Below are 23969 nucleotides of genomic sequence, written 5' to 3'. Positions count from 1 at the left end.
CCCCGAGACCTCGGGCGATTTCCCTGGGCGGTGCCGGGCGGTCCGCGGTCCTATCGTTGGGCGCCATGAAGGTCTTGATCATCGGCGGCAGCGGGTTTCTGGGAACGGAGCTTGTGCGTCAGGCGGTTGCTGCAGGCTGGGAGACGGCCGCGACGTACTGTTCTCGCCCGGGCAGCATGCCCGGAGCCTCGTGGTACCAGCTCGACCTTCGCGTTCCCGGGCGGATCGATGAGGTGCTGGCGGCGGCAGCTCCCAGTGCCGTCATCAACGCGACGAGCGGAGGGAACGACTGGGCGGTCACCGCCGACGGCTCGTTCCGCGTGGCGGCAGCCGCGACGAAGCGTGGTTGCCGCCTGGTCCACGTCTCCAGCGACGCCGTGTTCTCCGGTTCCCGGATCCACTACGACGAGACCCGTCTGCCCGATCCTCTCACCCCTTACGGCGCGGCAAAAGCCACCGCCGAGACGGCTGCGCGGCTGCTCGCGCCGGCCGCTGCGGTCGCACGCACCTCGTTGATCATCGGGGAGGGCGGATCCGTGCACGAGCGCATGGTCCACGCCCTGGTGGCCGGCACCCGCGAAGGCGTCCTGTTCACCGACGACATCCGCTGCCCGGTGCATATCGAAGACCTCGCCTCCGCTTTGCGGGAACTCGCCATGTCCGACCAGGCCGGAATGTTCCACCTCGCCGGAGCGGACGCCCTCAGCCGACACGAACTCGGCGTTCTCATCGCCCGACGCGATGGACTCGACGCAACCCGGCTGCCTGCTGGGCGGCGAGCCGGCACCCCCATACCCGGGGCCCTGGACGTCCGCCTCGACAGCAGCGCCACCCAGAAACGCCTCCGCACACGGCTCCGTGGAGCACGAGGCTTTCTCCAAGCCCGGTGAGCGAACGACAGACCTCGCCTACGATGCATGGTTCTTGGACGTGGGGATGCTGTCCGGGGAGAGGGAGTCGGCGTCAGTGCAGCGGTTGGTGTTCTTCGGCCTGGACAACACCCTGGTGGACCGGCAGTCGGCGTTCGCGACGTGGGTGACGGAGTTCGCTGAGGAGCGCGGGCTCGGACATGAGGCAGTGCCCTGGCTGAAGGCCGCCGACGGGCAAAGCCAAGGAGCTCGTGATCAGTTCTTCCGTGCGGTCCGGGAACACTATGGGCTGGCAGAGCCCGCCGAGGAGTTGTGGGCAGGGTACCGGGCCCGGATGCCGGAACTGGTTCGGTGCGCCCCAGAGGTACTGGAGGGTCTGTCGCAGCTGCAGGCGTCGGGCTGGCGGGTGGGCATCGTCAGCAACGGGAAGGCATCGCGATGCTTAGACCACGAGTGTCCGAATAGCCCGGATTCCAAGGTCAACGAAACAAAGAAACCCCAGCTCAGAGTCCTGACCTGGGGTTAACCATGGAGCCGCCTTCGGGATTCGAACCCGAGACCTACGCATTACGAGTACGCCATTAGAGCCGGCCGGGGTGATGCGGCATGCCGCCGGGGCTACCCGGGCCTGACCTGCGATTTCGACCGCCACACGGGTTCGGTGACCCTCTGACCAGCTACGATTCGGTTGCGGACAGCGACCGTTGCGTGCCGTCACTCTACCGACCCGTCCCGCCCCGTCCGCGCCGTCCGCAGGCATCCGGCCGCCCCTTGGCCACCCCTGAGAGATATATCGGCCGCTTCGAGTGGAGCGTCCCCCGGACACATCCGGGCGGTGTCGAGGGTGGTACCCGGCCTCGCGATCCGCGATCTGGCCGTGGTGATCGCTCTTGTAGCCATCCGACAGAGGACGGGCGCTCCCTGGCAGCCGAACACTCGCCTACCGCAAGCTCCGTCGGCATCTGCGAGGTCACGGTCCCAAGCGGCTCCCCAGCCAAGATGCTGAGGCAGCCGCACCAAACCCGAGTACAGGGCAATATTGTTTCAGTCGAGTTAGTCTAACTTGACTTAGACTAGGCGGGTCTGGTGACATCGGAGGATGCCACGACCACCAGATCTCTTCGATCGCGAGGCGGAGTGGGCCGACCTCGAACGGTTCGTCTCCTCGGGCGCCCCCGGCTTGCGGATCGGAATCCTCTACGGCCGACGGCGTACCGGCAAGAGCTTCCTGCTGCGCCGCCTCTGCCGGGCGTACGGCGGCCAGTACCACATGGCACAGGAAGAGGAGCCGCTCCCCGCGTTGCAGCGCTTCGCCGACGCAGTCGCCGCGGGCCGTGGGCTGGGCCCCGGGCAGCTGCGCTTCCAGGACTGGGACGAGGCACTGCGCACGGCCCTGCGACCGGTGCCGTCGGCAGACGGCCGGCCTGCCCTGGTGGTGCTGGACGAACTTCCCTACCTGCTGGCCCACCCGCTCGGGGCGCAGCTCCCCTCCGCCCTCCAAACGCTGGTCGACGAGAGCCGGGACACCGGCGGAGAGGGCCCACGCGGCCGGGTGATCCTCTGCGGCTCGGCACTGGCCGTGATGTCGGATCTGCTGTCCGGTGCGAAGGCGCTGCGGGGCCGGGCCGAGCTGGACCTGCTGCTGCGGCCCTTCGGCTACCGTACGACGTCCGCGTATTACGGGATCCGCGACCTGGAGACGGCCTTCGGGATGTACGCCTTCTTCGGCGGCACCCCCGGATACCGGGACCTGGTGGGCGGGGCCTCGCCACAGAGTACGTCCGAGCTGGAAGACCTGCTGCTCGCGACCGTCTTCAACCCCAGCCACGCCCTCTTCGGCGAAGCCGGATACCTGCTACGGGAGGACCCCCGCATCCAGGACCGCGCCCTCTACCTCTCCGTACTCGGCGCTGTCGCGGCGGGCGCGACCTCCCCCGCCAAGGTGGCTGCCGCCCTCGGACGCGACCAGCGCAGCCTCCACCACCCGCTCGACGTGCTCACCACCTCCGGATTCCTGATCAAGGACGAGGACCTGCTGCTGCAACGCCGCCCCGTCCTACGGCTCGCCGACCCCGTCGTACGCCTCCACCAGCTCGTCACCACACCCCGGCTCGCCGCCTTCGAAGAACGAAAGGCGCTACCCGCCTGGCGCGCCGCCGAGCACACCGTCAGCGCCCAGATCCTCGGTCCGGCCTTCGAGCAGCTCGCCCGCGAATGGACATCCCGCCACGCCTCGACACGCACCCTCGGCGGCCCCATCGGCGAAGTCGGCAGCACCGTCGTGAACGACCCCGCCGGCAGACAACAGCACGAGATCGACGTCGTGGCACTGGACGAGGGCGAGCGCAGGCAGGCCCACAGCCCGGTCATCCGCGCCATCGGCGAAGCGAAGGCATCCGACCGCGCCCGGACCCTCGCCGACCTCGACCGGCTCGACCGCATCCGCGGTCTGCTGATCGCGCGCGGGGTACGCGCAGCGAGCGCGAAGCTGCTGCTCTTCGGACGCTCCGGCTTCGACATCAACCTGACCCGAGCTGCAGCGGAGCGCCACGACGTGGAACTCGTGGATCTGCACCGGATCTGGCGCGGAGAGTGACGCATCTCCTGCGTGCCACCCCGCACAGGACGCTGCAGCCGCGCCATAACCCCGGCTGTCTGCCGACGAGGCCGCTCGGAGTAATGCCCGCCGATGCTACGCGGCAGCCCGCACCGGGTCGGGGAAGCAGCTCTCCCACGCTTCACGCACCCGCCGCGGCAGCCACAATCGCGGCCACACCTGCGCAAGAAGCGGGACGTTCAGGGACTCCCTTGGTCGGGGTGCAGCCTCGCGGATCACCGTCCCGTAGAGCATCCGCAGATCGACGTCGTCCGACAGGTCGTACGACCTCTTCGGCGTCCAGTTCAACGCGGTCGGCCGCTGGCCGCGCACGCCGGCCGGGGCGTACCTGCGCGACGAGGCCGCCGAGCCGGAAGCCGCAGTCATCGGTCCGCAGCGACATCAGCCATGCCAGGTCCGCCGCGGCCTGGCTGCGGACCGCCTGTTCACGGGTGAACAGCTCCTGGGTCTTCGTCAGCACCAGCGTGTACGGACGCCCCTGCCGCCTGGTCTGGTGGCGCACCGGCAGCTCGGCCGAGTCGATCCTGGTGTGCACATGCCGCCGCCCCTCCTTCGCCAGCGGCCATTCGAGGACCCGCCGCGACCGGGACCCGAGGAAGGCGCCGAGAACACCGCACAGCTCGCAGCCGCACGCGTCCCAGGCCACTGACCAGTCGTCAGCAGCACGCGACGGCCGCTCGCACACCTCGCGGAGCCGGTACGCGCAGTCTCGCGCGATCCCGTCGAGCCCCGCCATGCCCCACTCGGCTGCCGGCAACGCCTCCGCGACGCCGCGCAGCAGCGGCATCAGACACTCGAGCACCGTGTCCCCGCGTTCCCGCAGCGTCGCCAGGATCCCGTCCCTCAGCCCAGCCAGCCGTTCCCTCGGTGCCGCCACCACACGCCTGCCCCTGCGGGCCCGTCGTTCTCGGTCCGAGACTACGAGCCCGACGGCACCGCCAGGACCGTAACCGTGGATGGGCCCCGAACGAGGGATCACATCCAGGTCCCTTGAGATGAGCCGCAGCGCCCGTCGGTAGTCTGCACGGATGTGAGCGAGTACCAGTACTACGAGTTCCAGGCCATCGACCGACCGTTGACCGACGACGAGTTCGAGCAAGTGCGGGCCCTGTCGAGCCGGGCCCGGATCAGCACGACGCACTTCGTCAACGAGTACCAATACGGCAACTTCCGCGGCGATGAGCGCAAACTGATGGAGCAGGTGTACGACGCCCACCTGTACTTCGCCAACTGGGGCTCGCGGCGCCTGATGCTGCGCCTGCCCACCACAGTGCTGCCCGCCCGCAGTGCCGAACCGTACTGCGCGGAAGACGCCTTGACCTGCTGGACCAGGAAAGGGCATGTGCTGCTCGACTTCGCCTACGAGGCCGAGGACGGCGGCGAGTGGGACTTCGAGACCTCCTTCACCCTCGCCTCGTTCACCGCCCTGCGTACCGAACTCGCCGCAGGCGACCTGCGCCCCCTCTACCTGGCCTGGCTTTCCGCGCTTACCCGCTGGGAGTTGGAGGAGGACGTCGACGAGGACGAATACACCTCCACGATCGAGCCGCCCGTACCCGCCGGCCTTGCCCACCTCACCGGTCCGCAGCAAGCCTTGGCGGACTTCCTGCACATCGACCCGCACCTGCTCACCGCGGCTGCCCGCGCCAGCGGTGCCTCCCCGTCCCAGGCAATCGACAAGGACGCGCTCGCCGCCTGGATCCGCGCCCTGCCACCACGCGAGAAGGACACCCTGCTGCTGGACGCAGCCCTGGGCACCGCCCCGCAACTGGGCCCCACTCTGCTGGCCCGTCACCGCGCCGCGTCCTGCGGCATGGCCGAACCGTCCACCACCACCCGGCGCCGCTCAGCCGCGGAGCTCCTCGACGCCGCCTACGAGGTGCGCAGCGAGCACGCACAGCAGCAAGAACAGGCCCGGGCCCAGGCCCGCCGAGCCGAACAGGCGGCTCGCGAAAGCCACCTGGAACGCCTGGCCGAGAACGCCGAGCAAGCCTGGCAGGACGTCGCCCACCTGATCGGGCAGAAGCAGCCCGGTCCCTACGACGCCGCCGTCACCCTTCTGAAGGATCTCCGCGAGATCGAGGACCGGGCGGGTACCCCCGAGGAGTTCGCCCGGCGCCTGCACGACCTGCGCGAGCAGCACCGCGGCAAGCCCTCGCTGATGCGGCGCTTCACCGACGCCGGGCTGACAGCCCGCTGAGGCACGCTCAGGTGTGGTCGCGCGGTCCCTCGGCCAGGAGACGGAGGGCGGCGAGGGCGGCCGGTGGCGGACAGGGAGATCGGGGCGTCGATGGACCGTTCCCGCTCGAAGTAGCCGAGTTCGCGACCGGTGTGCCAGAACCTCCACAGCAGCCGCTCGGTGTCCTTCACCTCCATCGCGGTGCCGTCGCCGTGGGTGAAGCCCGCAGCAAGCACCGGATGGATGGCATGGCACAGGTTCTCGCGGAGCCGGGGCTCTGCCCACAGCGCGCCCAGGGCGCACTCGGCCACCTGCCGATCCGCTGCGGTAGTGCCAAGCCAGGCCAGCGCGGCCGTGTACTGGCGCAGCTGGTGCTCCGTCAGCTGGACGCGGCCGGCAGCCGAGAGCTTGAGCGTACGATGGCGCTTGGTCACCAGTCGGTGGGTGCGGGCGAGTTCATGCAGGTCGGCCAACTGGAACAGGTCCGCCTCGGAGCGCGGCCCCTTGCCGATCGGGTACCAGTGCGGGTAGTGGGCGAACGCGGTTGCCACCAGTTCCCGCGGCAGGTAGCCGGCCTGGGTCAGGGTGACACCGTCACCGATCTGCTCCAGCAGCCACCGCAGCGGCTCAGCCGTGTCCACGGGTGCCGCAGAAGACTCCTCCAGGGCAGGCGGGACGGCGGCGAGCAGGGCGCGGCGCTCAGTCGGGGGCGCTGCAGCCCACAACTCCCGTCGTTCGCGGCGGACGGCCTCCAGCGGGGCGCGGCCCTCGAACACGGGGGGCGCGGTGGTGAGCCAGAGCTGGACGAGCCGTCGGCGCGCGGCCGGGAACGCACGCGCGTCCGGGTCGAGCTCGCCCTCGTCCAGAGCCTGCTCCAGTCGATGTTCGAGGTTGGCTCGGGCCAGCGCTTCCTGGATGCCCATGACCTGCCCCCAGCTCAGCTCGGGTACGTCCGGCGGGGTCGTGGGCGAGGCAGCTACGGCCTTGCGGTAGGCCGCGAAGCCCGCCCCTCGGAGCACTGCCAGGCCGCCAGCACCTGGGCGGTGGTCGCGCTCGTGCACACCGCGGCGGCCCGAACACGGCCGACTCCGGTCAGCAGGTCGGCCAGGACGGCGACGGCCCCTGCTGCCCAGGTGTGTCCGCGTGCCACTTGCGGGGCAGCTCGTACCAGCAAAGCGTTCGTCGACGTCCAGGCCTAGCGTCGGTACGCGCTTCCCCCCTCCCAGCGCTTCCCCGAATCGCATCTTCCGGTGATCCACTTCCGTCTCGACTGCACCACGCCTGCACCGATGGCCACCCCTCACATCCGGCCAGTCGACTACCGCACCCCTCCCTTGCCGCAAACATGCAGGTCAGCGGCGCGAGAGCCAGCAACGTAACCAACTGTGGAGAAGTCGCGACCTACGCATTCCCATACGCGGGTCAGAAGCAGCATCTGCGAGCCATTTCCATGGTCAAGAAAAAGGAAAAAACCGCAGGTCAGATGCCTGACTTGCGGTTTTCCATGGAGCCGCCTTCGGGATTCGAACCCGAGACCTACGCATTACGAGTGCGTTGCTCTGGCCATCTGAGCTAAGGCGGCGCGCTGTCCGCACCATGGTGCGATCAGCAACGTCGGTAAGTCTACACAGTTTCGGAGGGTGCTCCGTACCGGCCCCGGGGGCGGTGGCCGCGAGGCCTCGGGCGGCGCTATGAGCAGCGCTTTCCCCGGGTGGGAGGGGTGCCGCGGAGCAGGTAGGTGTCGATCGCGGAGTCGATGCAGGCGCTGCCGCGGCCGTAGGCGGTGTGGCCGTCGCCGACATAGGTCAGCAGCCGGGCCGAGGTGAGCTGGCGGGACAGGGAGCGGGCCCAGCGGTACGGCGTCGCCGGGTCGCGGGTGGTGCCGACCACGACGATCGGGGCGGCGCCCTTCGCCTCGATGCGGTGCGGGGCTCCGGTGGGCTTCACCGGCCAGTACGCGCAGTTCAGGGCGGCCCAGGCGAGTCCCGCGCCGAAGACCGGGGACGCCTTCTCGAAGGACGGGAGTGCCTTGCGCACGTCGTCGGGGCCGGTGAAGGCGCCGGGGAGGTCGAGGCAGTTCACGGCGGCGTTGGCGGACATCAGGTTCGAGTAGCGGCCCTCGGCGTCGCGCTCGTAGTAGCTGTCGGAGAGGACGAGCAGGCCGGCGCCGTCGTGCTCCTTCATCGCCGACGCCAGTGCCTCGCGCAGCTGGCCCCACGAGCTCTCGTCGTACATCGCCGCGATGACGCCGGTGGTGGCGAGCGCCTCGCCCAGCTTGCGGCCGTCGGCGTCACCGGTGGGGACGGGGTGCGCGTCCAGTTTCCGGAAGAAGGCGCTGAGGTTCTCGCCGACCCGCGCGGGCGTGGTGCCCTTGTGGCCGAGCGGGCAGTCCGGCTGCCGCACGCAGTCCTTGGCGAAGGACTGGAACGCCGTCTCGAACCCCGCCGTCTGGTCCAGGTTCATCCGGCGCGAGGTCAGGGTGGGGTCCATCGCGCCATCCAGCACCATGCGTCCCACACGTCCCGGGAAGAGCCCGGCGTACGTCGCTCCGAGGAATGTCCCGTACGACGCCCCGACGTACGTCAGCTTCGAGTCGCCCAGCGCGGCCCGCAGGATGTCCATGTCACGGGCCGCCTCGACCGTGGAGACGTGCTCCAGCAGCTTCCCCGAGTGCTTCTCGCAGCTGTGGGCGAACTTCTTGTCCGCGGCGACGAGTTGGTTCGCCTCCCCGCGGTCGTCCGGCGTGTCGTCCGTCTGCGTGTACGCGTCCATCCGGCGGCCGTCGAGGCATTCGACGGGCTCGCTGCGGCCCACGCCGCGCGGATCGACCGCGACCATGTCGTAACGGGCCCGGACGCTCGCCGGGTAGCCGATGCCGGCGTACTGCTGGAGGTACCCGATCGCCGAGCCGCCCGGTCCGCCGGGGTTGACGAGCAGCGAACCGAGCGGCTTGCCCTTTCCGGTGGCCTTCTTGCGGGCCACGGCGAGCCGCACGTCGCCGGCGTCCGGCCTGGCGTAGTCCAGCGGTGCCTTCATCGTGGCGCACTGGAAGCCCGGGACGCCGCACTCGCGCCAGTTCAGCTTCTGCCCGTAGTACGGCGTCAGGGCGGACGGCGTCGACTGCGGCAGTGCGGCCAGCGCCGCCTGTGCCGCCCGGTCACCCGCGTCCGCGCGGCCGCCGGAGGAGCAGGCGGAGACGAGCAGCGCGGACACGGCGAGGAGAGCGGCGACGGTGCGGGGCCGGCGGGGACGGGAGCTGCGCCTGATGTGCATCTGGCGAGCGTAACTCTGCGCAGCCACACGAACACCCTCCGTGCGCGTCGTGCCTCGTACGGATGACAACGTCAACGCGCCTTGCCCGCCCGCGCCGTCAGCCCGCTCTGAGCGCCATCGCCATCGCCTCCACCGCGAGCAGCGGGGCCACGTTGCGGTCGAGGGCGTCGCGGCAGGCGGCGATCGCCTCGATGCGGCGGAGCGTGGACTCCGGGGAGCCGCCGCGGGCCAGCCGCTCCAGGGACTCCTCGGCGTCCGCGTTGGCGATGGCCACGCGCGAGCCGAGCTGGAGGGCGAGGACGTCGCGGTAGAAGCCGGTGAGGTCGGTCAGGGCGACGTCCAGGCTGTCGCGCTGCGTGCGGGTCCTGCGGCGCTTCTGCTTGTCCTCGAGGTCCTTCATCACGCCCGCCGTGCCCCGCGGCAGCCGGCCGCCCTGGGCCGCGCCCAGCGCCGCCTTCAGCTCGTCGGACTCCTTGCCGTCCCGCTCCTCGGCGAGCTGCTTGGCGTCCTCGGCGGCCGCGTCCACGAGTTCCTGGGCGGCCTTGAGCGCGCCGCCGATCTCCCCGACCCGCAGCGGCAGCCTCAGCACGGCGGCGCGGCGTTCGCGGGCGGCCGGGTCGGTGGCCAGGCGGCGGGCGCGGTCCACGTGTCCCTGCGTGGCGCGGGCCGCGGCGGCGGCGACGGCCGGTTCGACGCCTTCGCGCCGTACGAGCATGTCGGCGACGGCGTCCACCGAGGGCGTCAGCAGATTGAGGTGGCGGCAGCGGGAGCGGATGGTGGGCAGGACGTCCTCGACGGAGGGCGCGCACAGCAGCCACACCGTGCGCGGGGCGGGCTCCTCCACCGCCTTCAGGACGGCGTTGGCCGACTTCTCGTTCAGCCGCTCGGCGTCCTCGACGAGGATGATCTGCCAGCGGCCGTTCGCGGGCGAGGTGTAGGACTTGCGGACGGTGTCGCGCATGTCCTCGGCGAGGATCTGCGAGCCGACGGCGGCGACGGTGGTGACGTCCGCGTGCGTGCCGACGAGTGCGGTGTGGCAGCCGTCGCAGAAGCCGCAGCCCGGGCTGCCGCCGAGCGCGCGGTCGGGGCTGACGCACTGCAGCGCGGCGGCGAAGGCCCGCGCCGTCTGCGTCCGCCCGGCGCCCGGCGGCCCCGTGAACAGCCAGGCGTGCGTCATCTTCGACGCCTCGGGCGGCGGCGTGTCGGCGGCGGCCGCGGTGACCAGCGCGTCGGCGTCCCGGGCGGCGGCGTCGAGCTGCCCGGCCACCTTCTCCTGGCCGACGAGGTCGTCCCAGACGGTCATCAGCTCACCCCGCCCCTTCGTCCCGTGTCACGTTGCCGGATCCATTGTGCGGGGCGGCACTGACAACGGGCGCGCCGGCCGGCCGGGCGGGCCCGGGGTCTCAGCCCCGGCGGCCCCGGCCGCGCCGTCCCCGCCCCTGCTCCTGGCCCTGGCCCTGGTCCCGGCCCTCGTCGTGCTCGTCCTCGCCGTCCCGCGGGCCGAGCAGTTCGTCCGCCAGCGTCGGCAGGTCGTCCAGCGGCGTCTCCTCGGCCCAGTCCGGGCGGGCGCGGCGCCGCGGCTCCTCCTCCACGGGGATCTGCGGCATCTCGCGCGTACGGTCCTCGGCACCCTCCGGCCGCGCTCCGGCCGGCTCGTCCCTGAAGTATCCCGGCGGCACCCGGTGCGCGGCGGCGTCGTCCCGCACGGGGGGCAGCACGGCGGTCTCCTCCTCCGGTCCGGGGGCCACCGGCGGCAGCACCGCGGTCTCGTCGGCGGCACCCGGCACGACGGGCGGCAGCACGGCCGTCTCGTCCTCGGCCCGTTCGGGAGCCGGCGGCTTCGGCAGCTTCGCCGTGACCTCGGCCTCGGACTCGGCGGCCGGGCGCTTGCCACCACCCGCGCCGTCCCGTCCGTCCTCGCGCACCGGCCGCAGTACCGCGGTCTCGTCGGCGGGCCCGGCCGCCGCAGTCGTCGGCGTCACCGCGGGCGTCGGCACCGTCGTCGCCTCCGGCGCGGCCGCGGGCGGCTCCGGCTGCCGGGGTCCCGCCTCCGCGGCGGCCGCGGCCCGCTCGGCGAGCCGCCGGGCCTCCTCGGCCCGCAGCAGCGCCTCCTCCGCCTTGCGCTGCTTCTCCAGGCGCCGCGCCTCGGCCTCGGCGTGCAGCCGGGCCTCCTCCTCGGCCTGCTTGCGCCGGCGGGCCTCCTCCGCCTTGCGGCGGGCCTCCTCCTCGGCGCGCGCCTTCTCCTCCGCGAGGAGCCGTGCCTGCTCCTCCTCGGCGCGCTTGCGCGCCTCCTCGGCCCGCAGCCGGGCCTCCTCCGCCTGCCGCTCGGCCTCGCGGCGCTGCGCCTCCTCCAGCTCGCGCCGCTTGCGCTCCTCCTCCTCGGCGCGCAGCCGCTCGAGCTGCTCCAGGCGCTCGCGCTCCAGCCGCTCTTCCTCGGCCTTGCGCGCGGCCTCCTCCTCGGCCTTCCTGCGGGCTTCCTCCTCGGCCTTCCTGCGCGCCTCCTCCTGGGCCCGCACCTCGGCCTCGGACAGCGGCAGCATCAGGTCGAGCCGGTGGCGTACGACGGTGGTGACGGCCTCGGGCTCCTGGCCCGCGTCCACCACCAGGTACCGCCCGGGGTCGGCCGCGGCCAGCGTCAGGAAACCGGACCGCACGCGCGCGTGGAACTCGGCGGGCTCCGACTCCAGCCGGTCCGGCGCCTCCGTGAACCGCTCGCGCGCGATCTCCGGCGACACGTCCAGCAGCACGGTCAGGTGCGGTACGAGGCCGTTCGTCGCCCAGCGGTTGATGCGGGCGATCTCGGTCGGGGACAGGTCGCGGCCCGCTCCCTGGTAGGCCACCGAGGAGTCGACGTAGCGGTCGGTGATGACGACCGCGCCGCGCTCCAGGGCGGGCCGGACCACGGTGTCCACGTGCTCGGCGCGGTCCGCGGCGTACAGCAGCGCCTCCGCGCGGTGGGAGAGACCGGCGCTCGACACGTCCAGCAGGATCGAGCGCAGCCGCTTGCCGACCGGCGTGGCGCCCGGCTCGCGCGTCAGGACGACCTCGTGGCCCTTGCCCCGGATCCACTCGGCGAGCGCCTCGGCCTGGGTCGACTTGCCCGCTCCGTCACCGCCCTCCAGAGCGATGAAGAAGCCGTTCGCGGCGGGTGCCGTGAGCGGGTCGTCGCCGCCGAGCAGCGCGTCGCGCAGATCCTGCCGCAGCGGTACGCCCGAGCGGTCGTCGACCTTGGCCAGGACCAGCGCGGCCACGGGCAGCAGCAGTGCGCCGACCAGCATCAGTGTGAACGCGGCGCCGCCGTGCGCGAAGACGAACCTGCCGTTCTCCAGGCGGTGCGGGCCGATCCCCGCCGCCACCACGGGTGCGACGACCGCGCCGAGCGCCACGCACACGCGGACGACCGCGTGCAGGTGCTCGGTCGTGCGCGCCCGCCGGTGGTCCTCGGCCTCCTGGTCGAGCAGCGTATGCCCGGTGTTGGCGGCCACGCCCGCGCCGATGCCGGCGAACGCGACGATCAGCAGCACGGTGGTGACGTCCGGGACGAGCCCGGCGGCCAGCAGCGCGACACCGGTGAAGGCGATCGCCAGCGCCAGCAGCCGGCGTCGTGAGAGGGCCGGCAGCAGGGCGGGCGCGGTGCGGATGCCGACGACGACACCGCCGGTCAGCGCGAACACCAGCAGCCCGTAGAGCACCGGGCCGCCGCCCAGGTCCCTGGCGTGCAGCACGCAGACCGCGACGGCCGCGGAGATCGCGCCCGCGACGGCGGCCGAGGCGAACACCAGCAGCGGAATGGCGCCCGTACGGCCCTTGTCCACGCCCGTGCCCGTCTTCGGGCGGCGCAGTCCTTCGAGCGGGGAACGCGCGCGGGGCGTGCGCGTGCCGGGCAGTTCGAGGTAGGTCAGCACGGACAGGGACGCGGCGAACAGGCCGGCCGCGACGTAGGAGGCGAGCGCCGCCTGGTGCTGCCCGAACCAGTCGATCCCGGCGCCCAGCAGGTTGTTGAGCAGCCCCGCGACGACGAGCACGGCGGCCGCGGCGGGGATCGCCACGAAGCTCGTGCGCAGCGACAGCCGGCGCAGCGCGTCCATGTGGTCCGGCAGCGGCCGTACCGTCGCGCCCTCCAGGGGCGGGGCGGGCAGCAGCGCGGGCGCCGCGCTCTCCCGGCAGACGGTCCACAGGCGCTCGGCGACTCCGGTCACGAAGGCGCTGACCAGAAGCAGGGCCAGTGCGTTCCTGGGTGTCCAGTCGATCCACAGCGGCGCGACGATGAGCACCGCGGCGCGCAGGCCGTCGGCACCGGCCATGGTCCATCGGCGGTCGAGCGGGCCCTCCTGCGAGGTCAGTGAGGTCAGCGGCCCGAGGAGCACGGCCCCGAACAGCAGCGTCGCCAGAACGCGCACGCCGAAGACGGCCGCCACCGCGAGCGCCACGCCGCGGTAACCGCCGCCGAACGAGCCCTGGCCGATCGCCGCCTGGAGCACGAGGAGCACCAGCACGAGGAGGGCGAGGGTGTCGCCGACGCCGCTCACGAGCTGGGCGCTCCACAACCGCCGCATCTGCGGACGGCGCAGCAGGGAGCGGACGGCGCGCTCGCGGGAGTCCGCGGCAAGTGCGTCGTCGGGGGCCGGGTGGTGGGCCGTTGGCTGCTCGGCTCGCGTCATGCGTTCAGCCTATCGGGACCGGCTGACAGCCCGTGGGGCGCGCCGGAACGTGCGCACGCCCCGACACCAAAGCGATACCGGGGCGTGCGTTGTGCGGAGCATCCGTGGAGAAAGGCGCCCCGGGTGGTCGTGGAGAAACACGCCCGGAGCGTCCGTGGAGAAGGGCGCCCGGGGCGTCCGTAAAGAAAGGCGCCCGGGGCGTCCGTGGAGAAGGGCGCCCGGGCTCAGTCGTCCGACGCCGTCTTCGAAGCCGTCGCCTTCTTGGTGGCAGTCTTCTTCGCGGCCGTCTTCGCGGTCGTGGTCGTCTTCTTCGCCGCGGTCTTCTTGGCCGCGGTCGCCTTCTTGGCCGGGGCCTTCTTCGCGGCCGTCTTCTTGGCGGCCGATTTCTTCGCGGTCTTCTTGGCGGGCCCCTTCGCCCGCTTCTCCGCGAGCAGTTCGAAGCCGCGCTCCGGGGTGATCGCCTCGACGCTGTCGCCGGAGCGCAGGGTCGCGTTGGTCTCCCCGTCGGTGACGTACGGCCCGAAGCGGCCGTCCTTGACCACGACCGGCTTCTCGCTGACCGGGTCGGTGCCCAGTTCCTTCAGCGGCGGCTTGGCGGCGGCCCGGCCGCGCTGCTTGGGCTGGGCGTAGATCTGCAGCGCCTCTTCGAGCGTGATCGTGAAGAGCTGCTCCTCGGAGGTGAGCGAACGCGAGTCCGTGCCCTTCTTCAGGTACGGCCCGTAGCGCCCGTTCTGCGCGGTGATCTCCTGGCCCTCGGCGTCGGTTCCGACGACGCGCGGCAGCGACATCAGCTTGAGCGCGTCCTCGAGCGTCACCGTGTCCAGCGACATCGACTTGAACAGCGAGGCCGTACGCGGCTTGACGGCGTTCTTGCCGGTCCTCGGGGTGCCCTCGGGGAGCACCTCGGTGACGTACGGGCCGTAACGGCCGTCCTTGGCGACGATCTGATGGCCCGTCCGCGGATCGGTGCCGAGCTCGAAGTCGCCGCTCGGCTTGGCGAGCAGTTCCTCGGCGAGCTCCACGGACAGCTCGTCCGGGGCGAGGTCCTCGGGGATGTCCGCCCGCTGGTGGTTCTCGGAGTCCTTCTCGCCGCGCTCGATGTAGGGGCCGTAGCGCCCGACCCTGAGCACGATGTCGTTGCCCACCGGGAACGTCGACACCTCGCGCGCGTCGATCGCCCCGAGGTCGGTCACCAGCTCCTTGAGGCCGCCGAGGTGGTCCCCGTCGCCGTTGCCCGCCTCGGCGGCGGTGCCGTTGTGACCCGGCACCGTCTCGCCGAAGTAGAACCGCTTCAGCCACGGCACGGCCTGCGCCTCGCCGCGGGCGATGCGGTCGAGGTCGTCCTCCATCTTGGCGGTGAAGTCGTAGTCGACGAGCCGCCCGAAGTGCTTCTCCAGGAGGTTGACCACGGCGAAGGACAGGAAGGACGGGACGAGCGCCGTGCCCTTCTTGAAGACGTAGCCGCGGTCGAGGATCGTGCCGATGATCGACGCGTACGTCGAGGGACGGCCGATCTCCCGCTCCTCCAGCTCCTTGACCAGGCTGGCCTCGGTGTAGCGGGCCGGGGGCTTGGTCGCGTGGCCGTCGACGGTGATCTCCTCGGCCGTGAGGGCGTCGCCCTCGGCGACCTGCGGCAGCCTGCGCTCACGGTCGTCCAGCTCGGCGTTCGGGTCGTCGGCGCCCTCGACGTAGGCCTTCAGGAAGCCGTGGAAGGTGATCGTCTTGCCGGACGCGCTGAACTCGACGTCCCGGCCGTCGGCCGCGGCGCCGCCGATCTTCACCGTGACCGAGTTGCCGGTCGCGTCCTTCATCTGGGAGGCGACCGTCCGCTTCCAGATCAGCTCGTAGAGCTTGAACTGGTCGCCGGTCAGGCCCGTCTCGGCGGGCGTGCGGAAACGATCACCCGAGGGGCGGATCGCCTCGTGCGCCTCCTGCGCGTTCTTCACCTTCCCGGCGTACGTCCGCGGCTGGGGCGGCAGGTAGTCGGCGCCGTACAACTGCGTCACCTGGGCGCGGGCGGCGGCCACGGCGGTGTCGCTGAGCGTCGTGGAGTCCGTACGCATGTAGGTGATGTGGCCGTTCTCGTACAGCTTCTGCGCGATCTGCATCGTGGCCTTCGCGCCGAAGCCGAGCTTGCGGCTCGCCTCCTGCTGCAGCGTCGTCGTACGGAACGGGGCGTACGGCGAGCGGCGGTACGGCTTGGACTCGACGGACCGCACCGAGAACCGCGTGTTCTCCAGGGCGGCGGCGAGCGCGCGGGCGTTCGCCTCGTCGAGGTGGAGGGTGTTCGCGCTCTTCGGCTGCCCGAGGGAGTCGAAGTCGCGGCCCTGCGCCACGCGCCGGCCGTCGACGGTCTGCAGCCGGGCCACCAGCGACGACGGATCCGAGGGGTCTCCGGCACGACCGGTCGCGAAGGTGCCCGTCAGGTCCCAGTACTCGGCCGAGCGGAAGGCGATGCGCTCGCGCTCCCGCTCCACCACGAGGCGGGTGGCGACGGACTGGACGCGGCCGGCCGACAGGCGCGGCATGACCTTCTTCCACAGCACCGGCGAGACCTCGTAGCCGTAGAGGCGGTCGAGGATGCGGCGGGTCTCCTGGGCGTCGACCAGCAGCTGGTTGAGCTGGCGCGGGTTGGCCACGGCGGCCTGGATCGCCGACTTGGTGATCTCGTGGAACACCATGCGCTTGACCGGGACCTTGGGCTTGAGCACCTCCTGCAGGTGCCAGGCGATGGCCTCGCCCTCCCGGTCCTCATCGGTGGCGAGGTAGAGCTCGTCGGAGTCCTTCAGCAGGTCCTTGAGCTTCTTGACCTGGGCACGCTTGTCGGCGTTGACCACATAGATGGGCTGGAAGTCGTGGTCGACGTCCACACCGAGGCGGCGGACCTCGCCGGTGTACTTCTCCGGCACCTCCGCGGCGCCGTTGGGAAGGTCACGGATGTGCCCGACGCTGGCCTCGACGATGTAGCCGGGACCGAGATAGCCCTTGATCGTCTTCGCCTTGGCAGGCGACTCGACGATGACGAGTCGGCGGCCGCCGTGTGCGGTCTCGCTGGTCGGGGACAACTTCGCTCTTCTCTCCGGTCGACGCTGGGGCCTCCCCAGGGGTGTTCGTCCCGGGGTCGGGTCGTGGTGACGCTGCGGAGTGTGACGGTACCTCCCGCCCCCGTGTCAAACGGGAAAAGCCCGCAACGGCCACTCGAACGGTAACCCGACTTCCGTCATTCCTGCCGCCCGGAGTACCCACCGGCCTTTTCGAGCCGTTCCGGAGGATCACCTCTCCATTGTCCCAGCCGCAGCTCGGGAGCGGCGTTCACACCCGGGTGAGGCACCAGGCCCCGAGAATCAGCGCGATCACCGAGGCGAGGCTCGCGAGCGCCGCCGATGCGACGGGGCTCACACCGTGCGCGACGGGCTCGCGGTGCCGCGCCCGGGCCGCGATCCACACCACGAGCGCCCCACCGAACAGGGTGAACACCACTCCGGCGAAGATCGCCGGTCCGCTCTCCATGACTCCCCGTGCCCCCTTGTTCTCCCGTCGGCGAGTGCCCGGTGCGGCGAGGCTGACACGCGCGGGCGGCGCACAGACGAACCCGGGGTGAACGGGGAGCCGACGGCCCGCGCACTCACCCCGGGGCACCGGCCCGCGCCCCGGGATCCGGCTCGGACCGCACCCGGCGCGGGTGTCTTTCCGGCCGTCTTCCCAGCCGTCTCCCCAGCCGTCTCTCCTGCCGCCTTCCCAGCCGTCTCCCCAGCCGCCTTCGAGCCGCCGGGCCGTCGTCCGCCACGGGCGCGGGATCGGCGCAGTCGGCGGGCTGCGGCTCCCAGAGCGGGCTGGACGCCCTCGCCGAGGCGGCTGGACGTCCTCGCAGACGCCGCTGGACGCCCCAGCCTCCTGTCGCGGCGCACCGGCCGGGTACGAGGGATGGCGTACCGCGATCGGCCGCGGCGGGGCACCTGCCGGTCGGCACAACGGCGTAGCCCTGCGCACGTGCGGCACGCCGCCGGCCTCCGCACGAGAGGGGGCTCCCGGACATCGGGGGGTTTCGGGCGGGCTGAGGCGGTGCAGTGCCGGCGTACTGGCGGTGCGGCCGGTGCCGGCAGTGCGAGCGGTGCACGCGGTGCAGATGGTGCACGCGGTGCCGACAGCGCAGGCGGTGCACGCAGTGCCCGCGGTGCCGACAGCGCAGGCAGTGCCCGCGGTACCCGCGGTGCCGACGGTGCACGCAGTGCCCGCGGTGCCGGCAGTGCCCGCAGTGCCCGCGGTGCCGACGGTGCCGACGGTGCCGAGCGCAGACGCCTCGGCGGCGTGGCCCGGGCTCACGCCGGCTCGATGAACCCCTGCTCCACCAGGAGCCTGATCTGCGCCGGCGTGCGGTCGCGCAGCAGCACCGGGTCCTCGCCCACCAGCTGGGCGATCGCGTCCAGGATGCGGCCCGCGCTGAGCGTGCCGTCGCAGACGCCCGCGAAGCCCGCGCCGACCGTGTCCACCCTGGTGGCCCGGCGCATGCCGCGGTTCTGCCGCAGCACCACGTGCTCCGGGTCCTCGGCGCCGGGCAGCCCCACCTGCTCCTGGACGACCTCGGCGACGAGCTTGAAGTGGCCCTCCAGCAGGGCCGCGTCGTCGTGCGCCCGCAAATAGTCGAGACGGCCGAAGTGCGCCCGCACCGTCTCGCCCAGCGGCTGCTCGACCGGGTGCGGCCACTCCTCCACCGTGACCGAGGGCACGGCCGCCCCGGTGCGCCGCAGGGTGATCCAGCCGAACCCGACGGCCCGGACCTTGCGCGCCTCGAACTCGTCCAGCCACGCGTCGTAGCGCGCCTGGTACTCGGCCTGCTCGCCCCGGTGGTCACCGGCGTCCCTGAGCCAGAGCTCGGCGTACTGCGTGACGTCCTGCACCTCGCGCTGCACGATCCAGGCGTCGCATCCGCGCGGCACCCAGGACCTGAGCCGGTCCTGCCAGTCCTCTCCCTCGACGTGCTGCCAGTTGGCCAGGAACTGCGCGAACCCGCCCTCGTTCAGCCGCTCCCCCGCTCCCTGAACGAGCGAGCGGCACAGATCGTCCCCGCCCATCCCGCCGTCGCGGTAGGTCAGCCGCGCGCCCGGGGAGATCACGAAGGGCGGGTTCGAGACGATCAGGTCGTACGTCTCGTCGTCGCGCAGGGGCTCATACAGCGAGCCCTCGCGCAGGTCGGCCGCGGGGGCGCCGGAGAGGGCCAGCGTGAGGGCGGTGACGTGCAGCGCGCGCGGGTTGAGATCGGTCGCCGTCACGCGCGTGGCGTGCAGCGCGGCGTGCAGCGCCTGGATCCCGGAGCCGGTGCCGAGGTCGAGGGCCGAGGAGACGGGCCTGCGGACGGTGATGCCCGCCAGGGTCGTGGAGGCGCCGCCGACGCCGAGGACGACGCCTTCCTCACGGCTGCCGATCCCGCCCGCGCCGCCGACGGCGCACCCGAGGTCGGAGACGATGAACCAGTCCTCCCCGTCGGGCCCGCCGTAGGGCCGCACGTCCACGGTCGCCGCGACCTCGTTCCCGCCCGCGGCCACCAGCCAGCCGCTCTCCAGGCAGGCCTCGACGGGCAGAACGGCCTCCGCGCGCGCGAGGGGCACCGGCTGCTGGAGCAGGAAGAGCCGTACGAGCACCTCCAGAGCGGTGTCACCGCGGGTCGCCCGGAGCGCGGGGACCGTCTCGCTGCGCGCGAGCGCCGCGTACGCGGGGGCGCCGAGCAGTTCGAGCAGCCCGTCGGCGGTGAAGGACGCCGCGAGCAGAGCGTCCCGCAGCCGGACGGCGACGTCGGGTCGGCCGGCGGCGGGGACGGCGGGCAGGGCAGGCAGGCCTGAGATACTCACGCCCCCATTGTGGCGGGGACGGGCGGCAGCCTGCAGCTCTTGCCCGGATCGGTGTCAGCTCGCCGTCGCCGGGGCCGAGGTGGGCGCGGTCTTGCAGCTCTCCTGCTTCGCCATCGCCTTGCCGACGTCGCCCTCCTCGAGGTTCTTCAGCGCGTCGTTGCCGCTCTTGCTCAGCTTGTCCAGCGAGGTCGCGATGTCCTTCAGGCCGTCGGCGAACTTCGCCTGGTCCTTGGTGTCGAGCTTGTCGACCTGCGTCTTCAGCGAGGCGTACGACGCGGCGATCTGGTCGAGCTCCTTGACCGCGTCCTTCTGCTTCTTCTCACCGTTGTCGACGGCCGGGGCGCCGGCCGTCTGCACGGCGGCGCCGATCGCCTTGTAGGCGTCGGACATGTCCTGGAAGGCCTGCGCGTCGGTCTTCTGGACCGCTTCCGGCGTGCTGTTGTCCGAGGTCTCCTTCTGGATCGCGGTGTTGGCGGCCTCGATCTTCTTGGCCTGCGGCTGCACCGCGTCGCAGACCTGCTTGGCCCAGGCGTCCAGCTTGTCGTTGCCCTTGTCACTGCTGCATCCCGACAGCGCCATCACCAGTACCGCACCGCCGGACAGTGCGGCCGCGAGCTTCTTGTTCACCGGATCGGTCCCTTCCATGGCTCCGGCCCCGGAACATACACGGCAGGCACGCGGCGACCGCGTGTCGCACGTCCGGAAGCTATGCGTTCATCCCTTTTGCACCAGGAGAGAGAAGGCTCACGGTGCGGGTGTGAACGCACGGGACGGGCGGGCGACGCGTCAATACGCGCCTCCCGCCCGCCTCTTGGAGAGGGCCCGTCGGGACCGCCTACGAAACCACCGCGGGATCCGTCGGGTTGGCCACCCGCTCGGCTCCGGGCTCGTCGCCCACGGCGATACCGCGCCGCTTGGAGACGTAGACCGCCCCGACGATGACGAGCAGGGCGAGGATCGCGATCAGGATTCGGATGCCGAGGTTCTTGTCGGCGCCGTAACTGAACTTGATCACCGCGGGCGCGATCAGCAGCGACACCAGGTTCATCACCTTCAGCAGCGGGTTGATCGCGGGACCCGCGGTGTCCTTGAAGGGGTCGCCGACCGTGTCGCCGATCACCGTGGCGGCGTGGGCCTCGCTGCCCTTGCCGCCGTGGTGGCCGTCCTCCACGAGTTTCTTGGCGTTGTCCCAGGCGCCACCGGAGTTGGCGAGGAACACCGCCATCAGCGTGCCCGTGCCGATCGCGCCGGCCAGGTAGGCACCGAGCGCGCCGACCCCGAGCGTGAACCCGATGAAGATGGGCGCCATGACCGCCAGCAGACCCGGCGTCGTGAGCTCCCGCAGGGCGTCCTTGGTGCAGATGTCGACGACCTTGCCGTACTCCGGCGTCTCGCTGAAGTCCATGATCCCGGGCTTGTCGCGGAACTGCCGCCGCACCTCGTACACCACCGACCCGGCCGACCGCGACACCGCGTTGATCGCCAGCCCCGAGAAGAGGAAGACGACCGCCGCGCCGGCCACGAGACCGACCAGGTTGTTCGGCTGCGAGATGTCCATCATCAGGCTCATCGGCGCACCCGCTCCGGAGAGCTTCTCGCCGACGTCCTGCGCGCCGGTCGTGATCGCGTCACGGTAGGACCCGAAGAGCGCCGACGCCGCCAGGACGGCGGTGGCGATGGCGATGCCCTTGGTGATGGCCTTGGTGGTGTTGCCGACCGCGTCCAGGTTGGTGAGCACCTGCGCGCCCGCCCCCTCGACGTCGCCGGACATCTCGGCGATGCCCTGCGCGTTGTCGGAGACCGGTCCGAAGGTGTCCATCGCGACGATCACGCCGACCGTGGTGAGCAGGCCGGTGCCGGCCAGCGCCACCGCGAACAGCGCGAGCATGATCGACGTGCCGCCGAGCAGGAACGCCCCGTAGACGCCGAGGCCGATCAGCAGAGCGGTGTAGACGGCCGATTCCAGACCCACCGAGATACCGGCGAGGACGACGGTGGCCGGGCCGGTCAGCGAGGTCTTGCCGATGTCCATGACGGGACGGCGGTTGGTCTCGGTGAAGTAGCCGGTCAGCTGCTGGATGACGGCGGCCAGCAGGATGCCGATCGCCACCGCGACGACCGCGAGGATGCGCGGGTCGCCGTCCTTGGCCTTGATAGCGGCGTCGGTGACGCCGTTGAGGTCGGAGTACTTCGCCGGGAGATAGATGAAGACCGCCGCGGCCACCAGCACGAGCGAGATCACCGCGGAGATGAAGAAACCACGGTTGATCGCGGACATGCCGCTGCGGTCCGAGCGGCGCGGGGCCACGGCGAAGATGCCGATCATCGCCGTGAGCACGCCGATTGCGGGGACGAGCAGGGGGAAGGCGAGTCCCGAGTCGCCGAAGGCCGCCTTGCCGAGGATCAGCGCGGCGACCAGGGTCACGGCGTACGACTCGAAGAGGTCGGCCGCCATGCCCGCGCAGTCGCCGACGTTGTCGCCCACGTTGTCGGCGATGGTCGCGGCATTGCGCGGATCGTCCTCCGGAATGCCCTGCTCGACCTTGCCGACCAGGTCGGCGCCGACGTCGGCGGCCTTGGTGAAGATGCCGCCGCCGACACGCATGAACATGGCGATCAGGGCGGCCCCGAGGCCGAAGCCCTCGAGCACTTTCGGCGCGTCGGCCGCGTACACCAGCACCACGCAGGAGGCGCCCAGCAGACCGAGCCCCACTGTGAACATGCCGACGACGCCGCCCGTACGGAAAGCGATCTTCATGGCTTTGTGCGACACGGTGGTGAGGTCCTTTTCCGGCTCACCTTCCGCGGGGGTCGCTTCCCGGGCCGCCGCGGCGACACGGACATTGCTGCGCACGGCGAGCCACATGCCGATATAGCCGGTGGCAGCCGAGAACGCCGCGCCGATCAGGAAGAAGATCGATCGTCCGGCGCGCTGATTCCAGTCGTCCGCGGGCAGCAGCATGAGCAGGAAGAACACGACGACGGCGAATACGCCGAGCGTGCGCAGCTGACGGGCCAGATAGGCGTTCGCGCCTTCCTGGACCGCCGCCGCGATCTTCTTCATGCTGTCGGTGCCCTCGCCCGCCGCGAGAACCTGGCGCACCAGGACTCCTGCGACCACGAGTGCGGCCAGCGCGACGACCCCGATGACCGCCACGATGATCCGGTTGTCGTCCGTCAGTACGGCGGCTGCGAGGTTGGTGGGGTGGTCCAACTGATGAGGGGTAGAAAGCCCCGCCATTCGTCCTCCTTGACGCTTGGGCTGAGCTCAAGATGTGGACGGATTCTAGGTACCGGAACCTGATCAAAACAGTCCGCGGTAAACGGAATTAGCCTTCACATGCTCTTCAGCAAATGATCGACTTCGCGCCACACAACCCGAAAGGGGTAATGCCCCCAGGGCATTGACGCCGGTATTTACTTGATCGAATTACCAGCTGATTGATCGTGAAGTAATTCACGAAATCGATCGCTCGGATCCACTGTAGGCACGCGCACCGGCCGCGGACATGCCGAAGGGCCCTACGCCGTAGGGCCCTTCGGTACACAAGTTGAGGGTGGGACTCAGGGCAGCACCGCGGTGGGCGGCGTGGTCGGCCAGGTCATACGGATCTGCCCGCCGTGCTCGCCGGCGGTCACCTCGACGTCGTCGACGAGACCGCTGATGACCGCGAGGCCCATCTCGTCCTCCTCGCTGTCCACGTCCTCACCGGCGGCGCCGGGCGCCCGGTCTCCCGGGGCCGTGCGCGGCGCCTCGTCGCCGACCTCGATGGAGAACTGCTTCTCCTCCTCGACCAGCTGCACCTTCACCGGCGCCGTGATCCCGGCGCTCTGGTGCAGTCCGACGGCACGGGTGCAGGCCTCGCCGACGGCCAGCCTGACCTCGTCGAGGACGGCCTCGTCCACTCCGGCCCTGCGCGCCACCGCCGCCGCCACCAACCGGGCGGTCCTGACGTGCTCGGGCAGCGCACTGAAGCGGAGCTCAACGGTGGCCATGCATCCCCCTCAGAACTACGGGCGTGCTGTCGGGGGACCGGGCCGCCGAAAGCCCGGCCCCCCACATGGAGCTACTTCCGTCCCGGGAGCGGGCCTTTCCCGCTCCGTGGGGCGGCGGTGGTCAGTCGGTCGCCGCCACCGCTTCCTCGACCGAGGTGTGGATGGGGAACACCTTGGTGAGGCCGGTGATGCGGAAGATCTTCAAAATGCGCTCCTGGTTGCAGACCAGGCGCAGCGAGCCCTCATGGGCACGCACCCGCTTCAGTCCGCCGACCAGCACGCCGAGCCCGGTGGAGTCGAGGAAATCCACGCCCTCCATGTCGACGACGAGGTGGAAACTCCCGTCGTTGACCAGCTCGACCAGCTGCTCGCGCAGCTTGGGCGCGGTATATACGTCGATTTCGCCACCGACCTCGACGACCGTACGATCGCCGACGGTACGGGTCGACAGAGACAGGTCCACGGATCCTCCAGCACCTTGCTATCGAGCGGTCGCCCCTTGGGACATCTCGGCTTCAGCCCCCGGAA

General features: G+C 71.3%; 15 protein-coding genes and 2 tRNA genes. 4 read left to right on the top strand and 13 right to left on the bottom strand.

The genetic code is table 11. The features are described from left to right. Window positions 1-65: 65 nt before the first annotated feature. The gene (locus ACJ9NR_RS21870) at window positions 66-890 is read left to right on the top strand and encodes an SDR family oxidoreductase (protein WP_412493628.1); all 825 of its coding nucleotides are present in this window, start codon (window positions 66-68) and stop codon (window positions 888-890) included. Next, the gene (locus ACJ9NR_RS21865; protein ID WP_412493629.1) at window positions 859-1395 is read left to right on the top strand and encodes an HAD family hydrolase; all 537 of its coding nucleotides are present in this window, start codon (window positions 859-861) and stop codon (window positions 1393-1395) included. The genes ACJ9NR_RS21870 and ACJ9NR_RS21865 overlap by 32 nt, the downstream gene beginning before the upstream one ends. A gap of 3 nt (window positions 1396-1398) precedes the next feature. On the opposite strand, the gene ACJ9NR_RS21860 is transcribed toward ACJ9NR_RS21865, so the two are convergent. Beyond that, window positions 1399-1475, bottom strand: a tRNA-Thr gene (locus ACJ9NR_RS21860). Window positions 1476-1968: 493 nt separating this feature from the next. Here ACJ9NR_RS21860 and ACJ9NR_RS21855 point away from each other — a divergent pair. Then, window positions 1969-3465 (top strand): ATP-binding protein, encoded by a 1497-nt coding sequence (locus tag ACJ9NR_RS21855; RefSeq protein ID WP_412493630.1) that lies wholly within the window; start codon window positions 1969-1971, stop codon window positions 3463-3465. A 142-nt stretch (window positions 3466-3607) separates the two neighbouring features. On the opposite strand, the gene ACJ9NR_RS21850 is transcribed toward ACJ9NR_RS21855, so the two are convergent. Continuing rightward, on the bottom strand, window positions 3608-4366 hold the full coding sequence (locus tag ACJ9NR_RS21850) for a hypothetical protein (RefSeq protein ID WP_412493631.1): 759 nt from the start codon (window positions 4364-4366) through the stop codon (window positions 3608-3610). A gap of 150 nt (window positions 4367-4516) precedes the next feature. Here ACJ9NR_RS21850 and ACJ9NR_RS21845 point away from each other — a divergent pair, with 150 nt between their 5' ends. Beyond that, window positions 4517-5686: a hypothetical protein gene (locus ACJ9NR_RS21845; RefSeq protein ID WP_412493632.1), complete on the top strand. Its 1170-nt coding sequence runs from the start codon at window positions 4517-4519 to the stop codon at window positions 5684-5686. A 1484-nt stretch (window positions 5687-7170) separates the two neighbouring features. On the opposite strand, the gene ACJ9NR_RS21840 is transcribed toward ACJ9NR_RS21845, so the two are convergent. The 11 genes from ACJ9NR_RS21840 to bldG form a co-directional block, all read right to left on the bottom strand. Further along, window positions 7171-7247, bottom strand: a tRNA-Thr gene (locus ACJ9NR_RS21840). Window positions 7248-7354: 107 nt separating this feature from the next. Next, a complete protein-coding gene (locus ACJ9NR_RS21835; protein ID WP_412493633.1) occupies window positions 7355-8938 on the bottom strand; it encodes an alpha/beta hydrolase in 1584 nt (527 codons plus the stop codon). Between the two features lie 97 nt (window positions 8939-9035). Then, window positions 9036-10241: a DNA polymerase III subunit delta' gene (locus tag ACJ9NR_RS21830; RefSeq protein WP_412493634.1), complete on the bottom strand. Its 1206-nt coding sequence runs from the start codon at window positions 10239-10241 to the stop codon at window positions 9036-9038. Between the two features lie 100 nt (window positions 10242-10341). Beyond that, window positions 10342-13599 carry a dTMP kinase gene (gene tmk / locus ACJ9NR_RS21825; protein WP_412493635.1) on the bottom strand — a complete coding sequence of 1086 codons (3258 nt, stop codon included), beginning with the start codon at window positions 13597-13599 and terminating at the stop codon, window positions 10342-10344. A 224-nt stretch (window positions 13600-13823) separates the two neighbouring features. Then, a complete protein-coding gene (topA, locus tag ACJ9NR_RS21820; protein WP_412493636.1) occupies window positions 13824-16664 on the bottom strand; it encodes a type I DNA topoisomerase in 2841 nt (946 codons plus the stop codon). Window positions 16665-16911: 247 nt separating this feature from the next. After that, window positions 16912-17109 carry a hypothetical protein gene (locus tag ACJ9NR_RS21815; RefSeq protein WP_412493637.1) on the bottom strand — a complete coding sequence of 66 codons (198 nt, stop codon included), beginning with the start codon at window positions 17107-17109 and terminating at the stop codon, window positions 16912-16914. 809 nt (window positions 17110-17918) lie between these two features. Continuing rightward, window positions 17919-19445, bottom strand: coding sequence for a DUF7059 domain-containing protein (locus ACJ9NR_RS21810; protein WP_412493638.1), 1527 nt, complete (start codon window positions 19443-19445; stop codon window positions 17919-17921). Window positions 19446-19499: 54 nt separating this feature from the next. Beyond that, on the bottom strand, window positions 19500-20090 hold the full coding sequence (locus tag ACJ9NR_RS21805) for a small secreted protein (protein WP_412493639.1): 591 nt from the start codon (window positions 20088-20090) through the stop codon (window positions 19500-19502). A gap of 190 nt (window positions 20091-20280) precedes the next feature. After that, entirely contained in the window at window positions 20281-22686 is a 2406-nt protein-coding gene (locus tag ACJ9NR_RS21800; protein WP_412493640.1) for a sodium-translocating pyrophosphatase, read from the bottom strand. 323 nt (window positions 22687-23009) lie between these two features. After that, window positions 23010-23441 (bottom strand): ATP-binding protein, encoded by a 432-nt coding sequence (locus ACJ9NR_RS21795; protein WP_412493641.1) that lies wholly within the window; start codon window positions 23439-23441, stop codon window positions 23010-23012. Window positions 23442-23562: 121 nt separating this feature from the next. Continuing rightward, window positions 23563-23904 (bottom strand): anti-sigma factor antagonist BldG, encoded by a 342-nt coding sequence (gene bldG, locus ACJ9NR_RS21790; protein WP_003975386.1) that lies wholly within the window; start codon window positions 23902-23904, stop codon window positions 23563-23565. Between the last annotated feature and the right edge of the window lie 65 nt (window positions 23905-23969).

Origin of the sequence: Streptomyces sediminimaris (genome assembly GCF_047049295.1) — a bacterium.
Taxonomy (GTDB): domain Bacteria; phylum Actinomycetota; class Actinomycetes; order Streptomycetales; family Streptomycetaceae; genus Streptomyces; species Streptomyces sediminimaris.
This window is presented reverse-complemented; position numbering and strand designations above follow the sequence as displayed.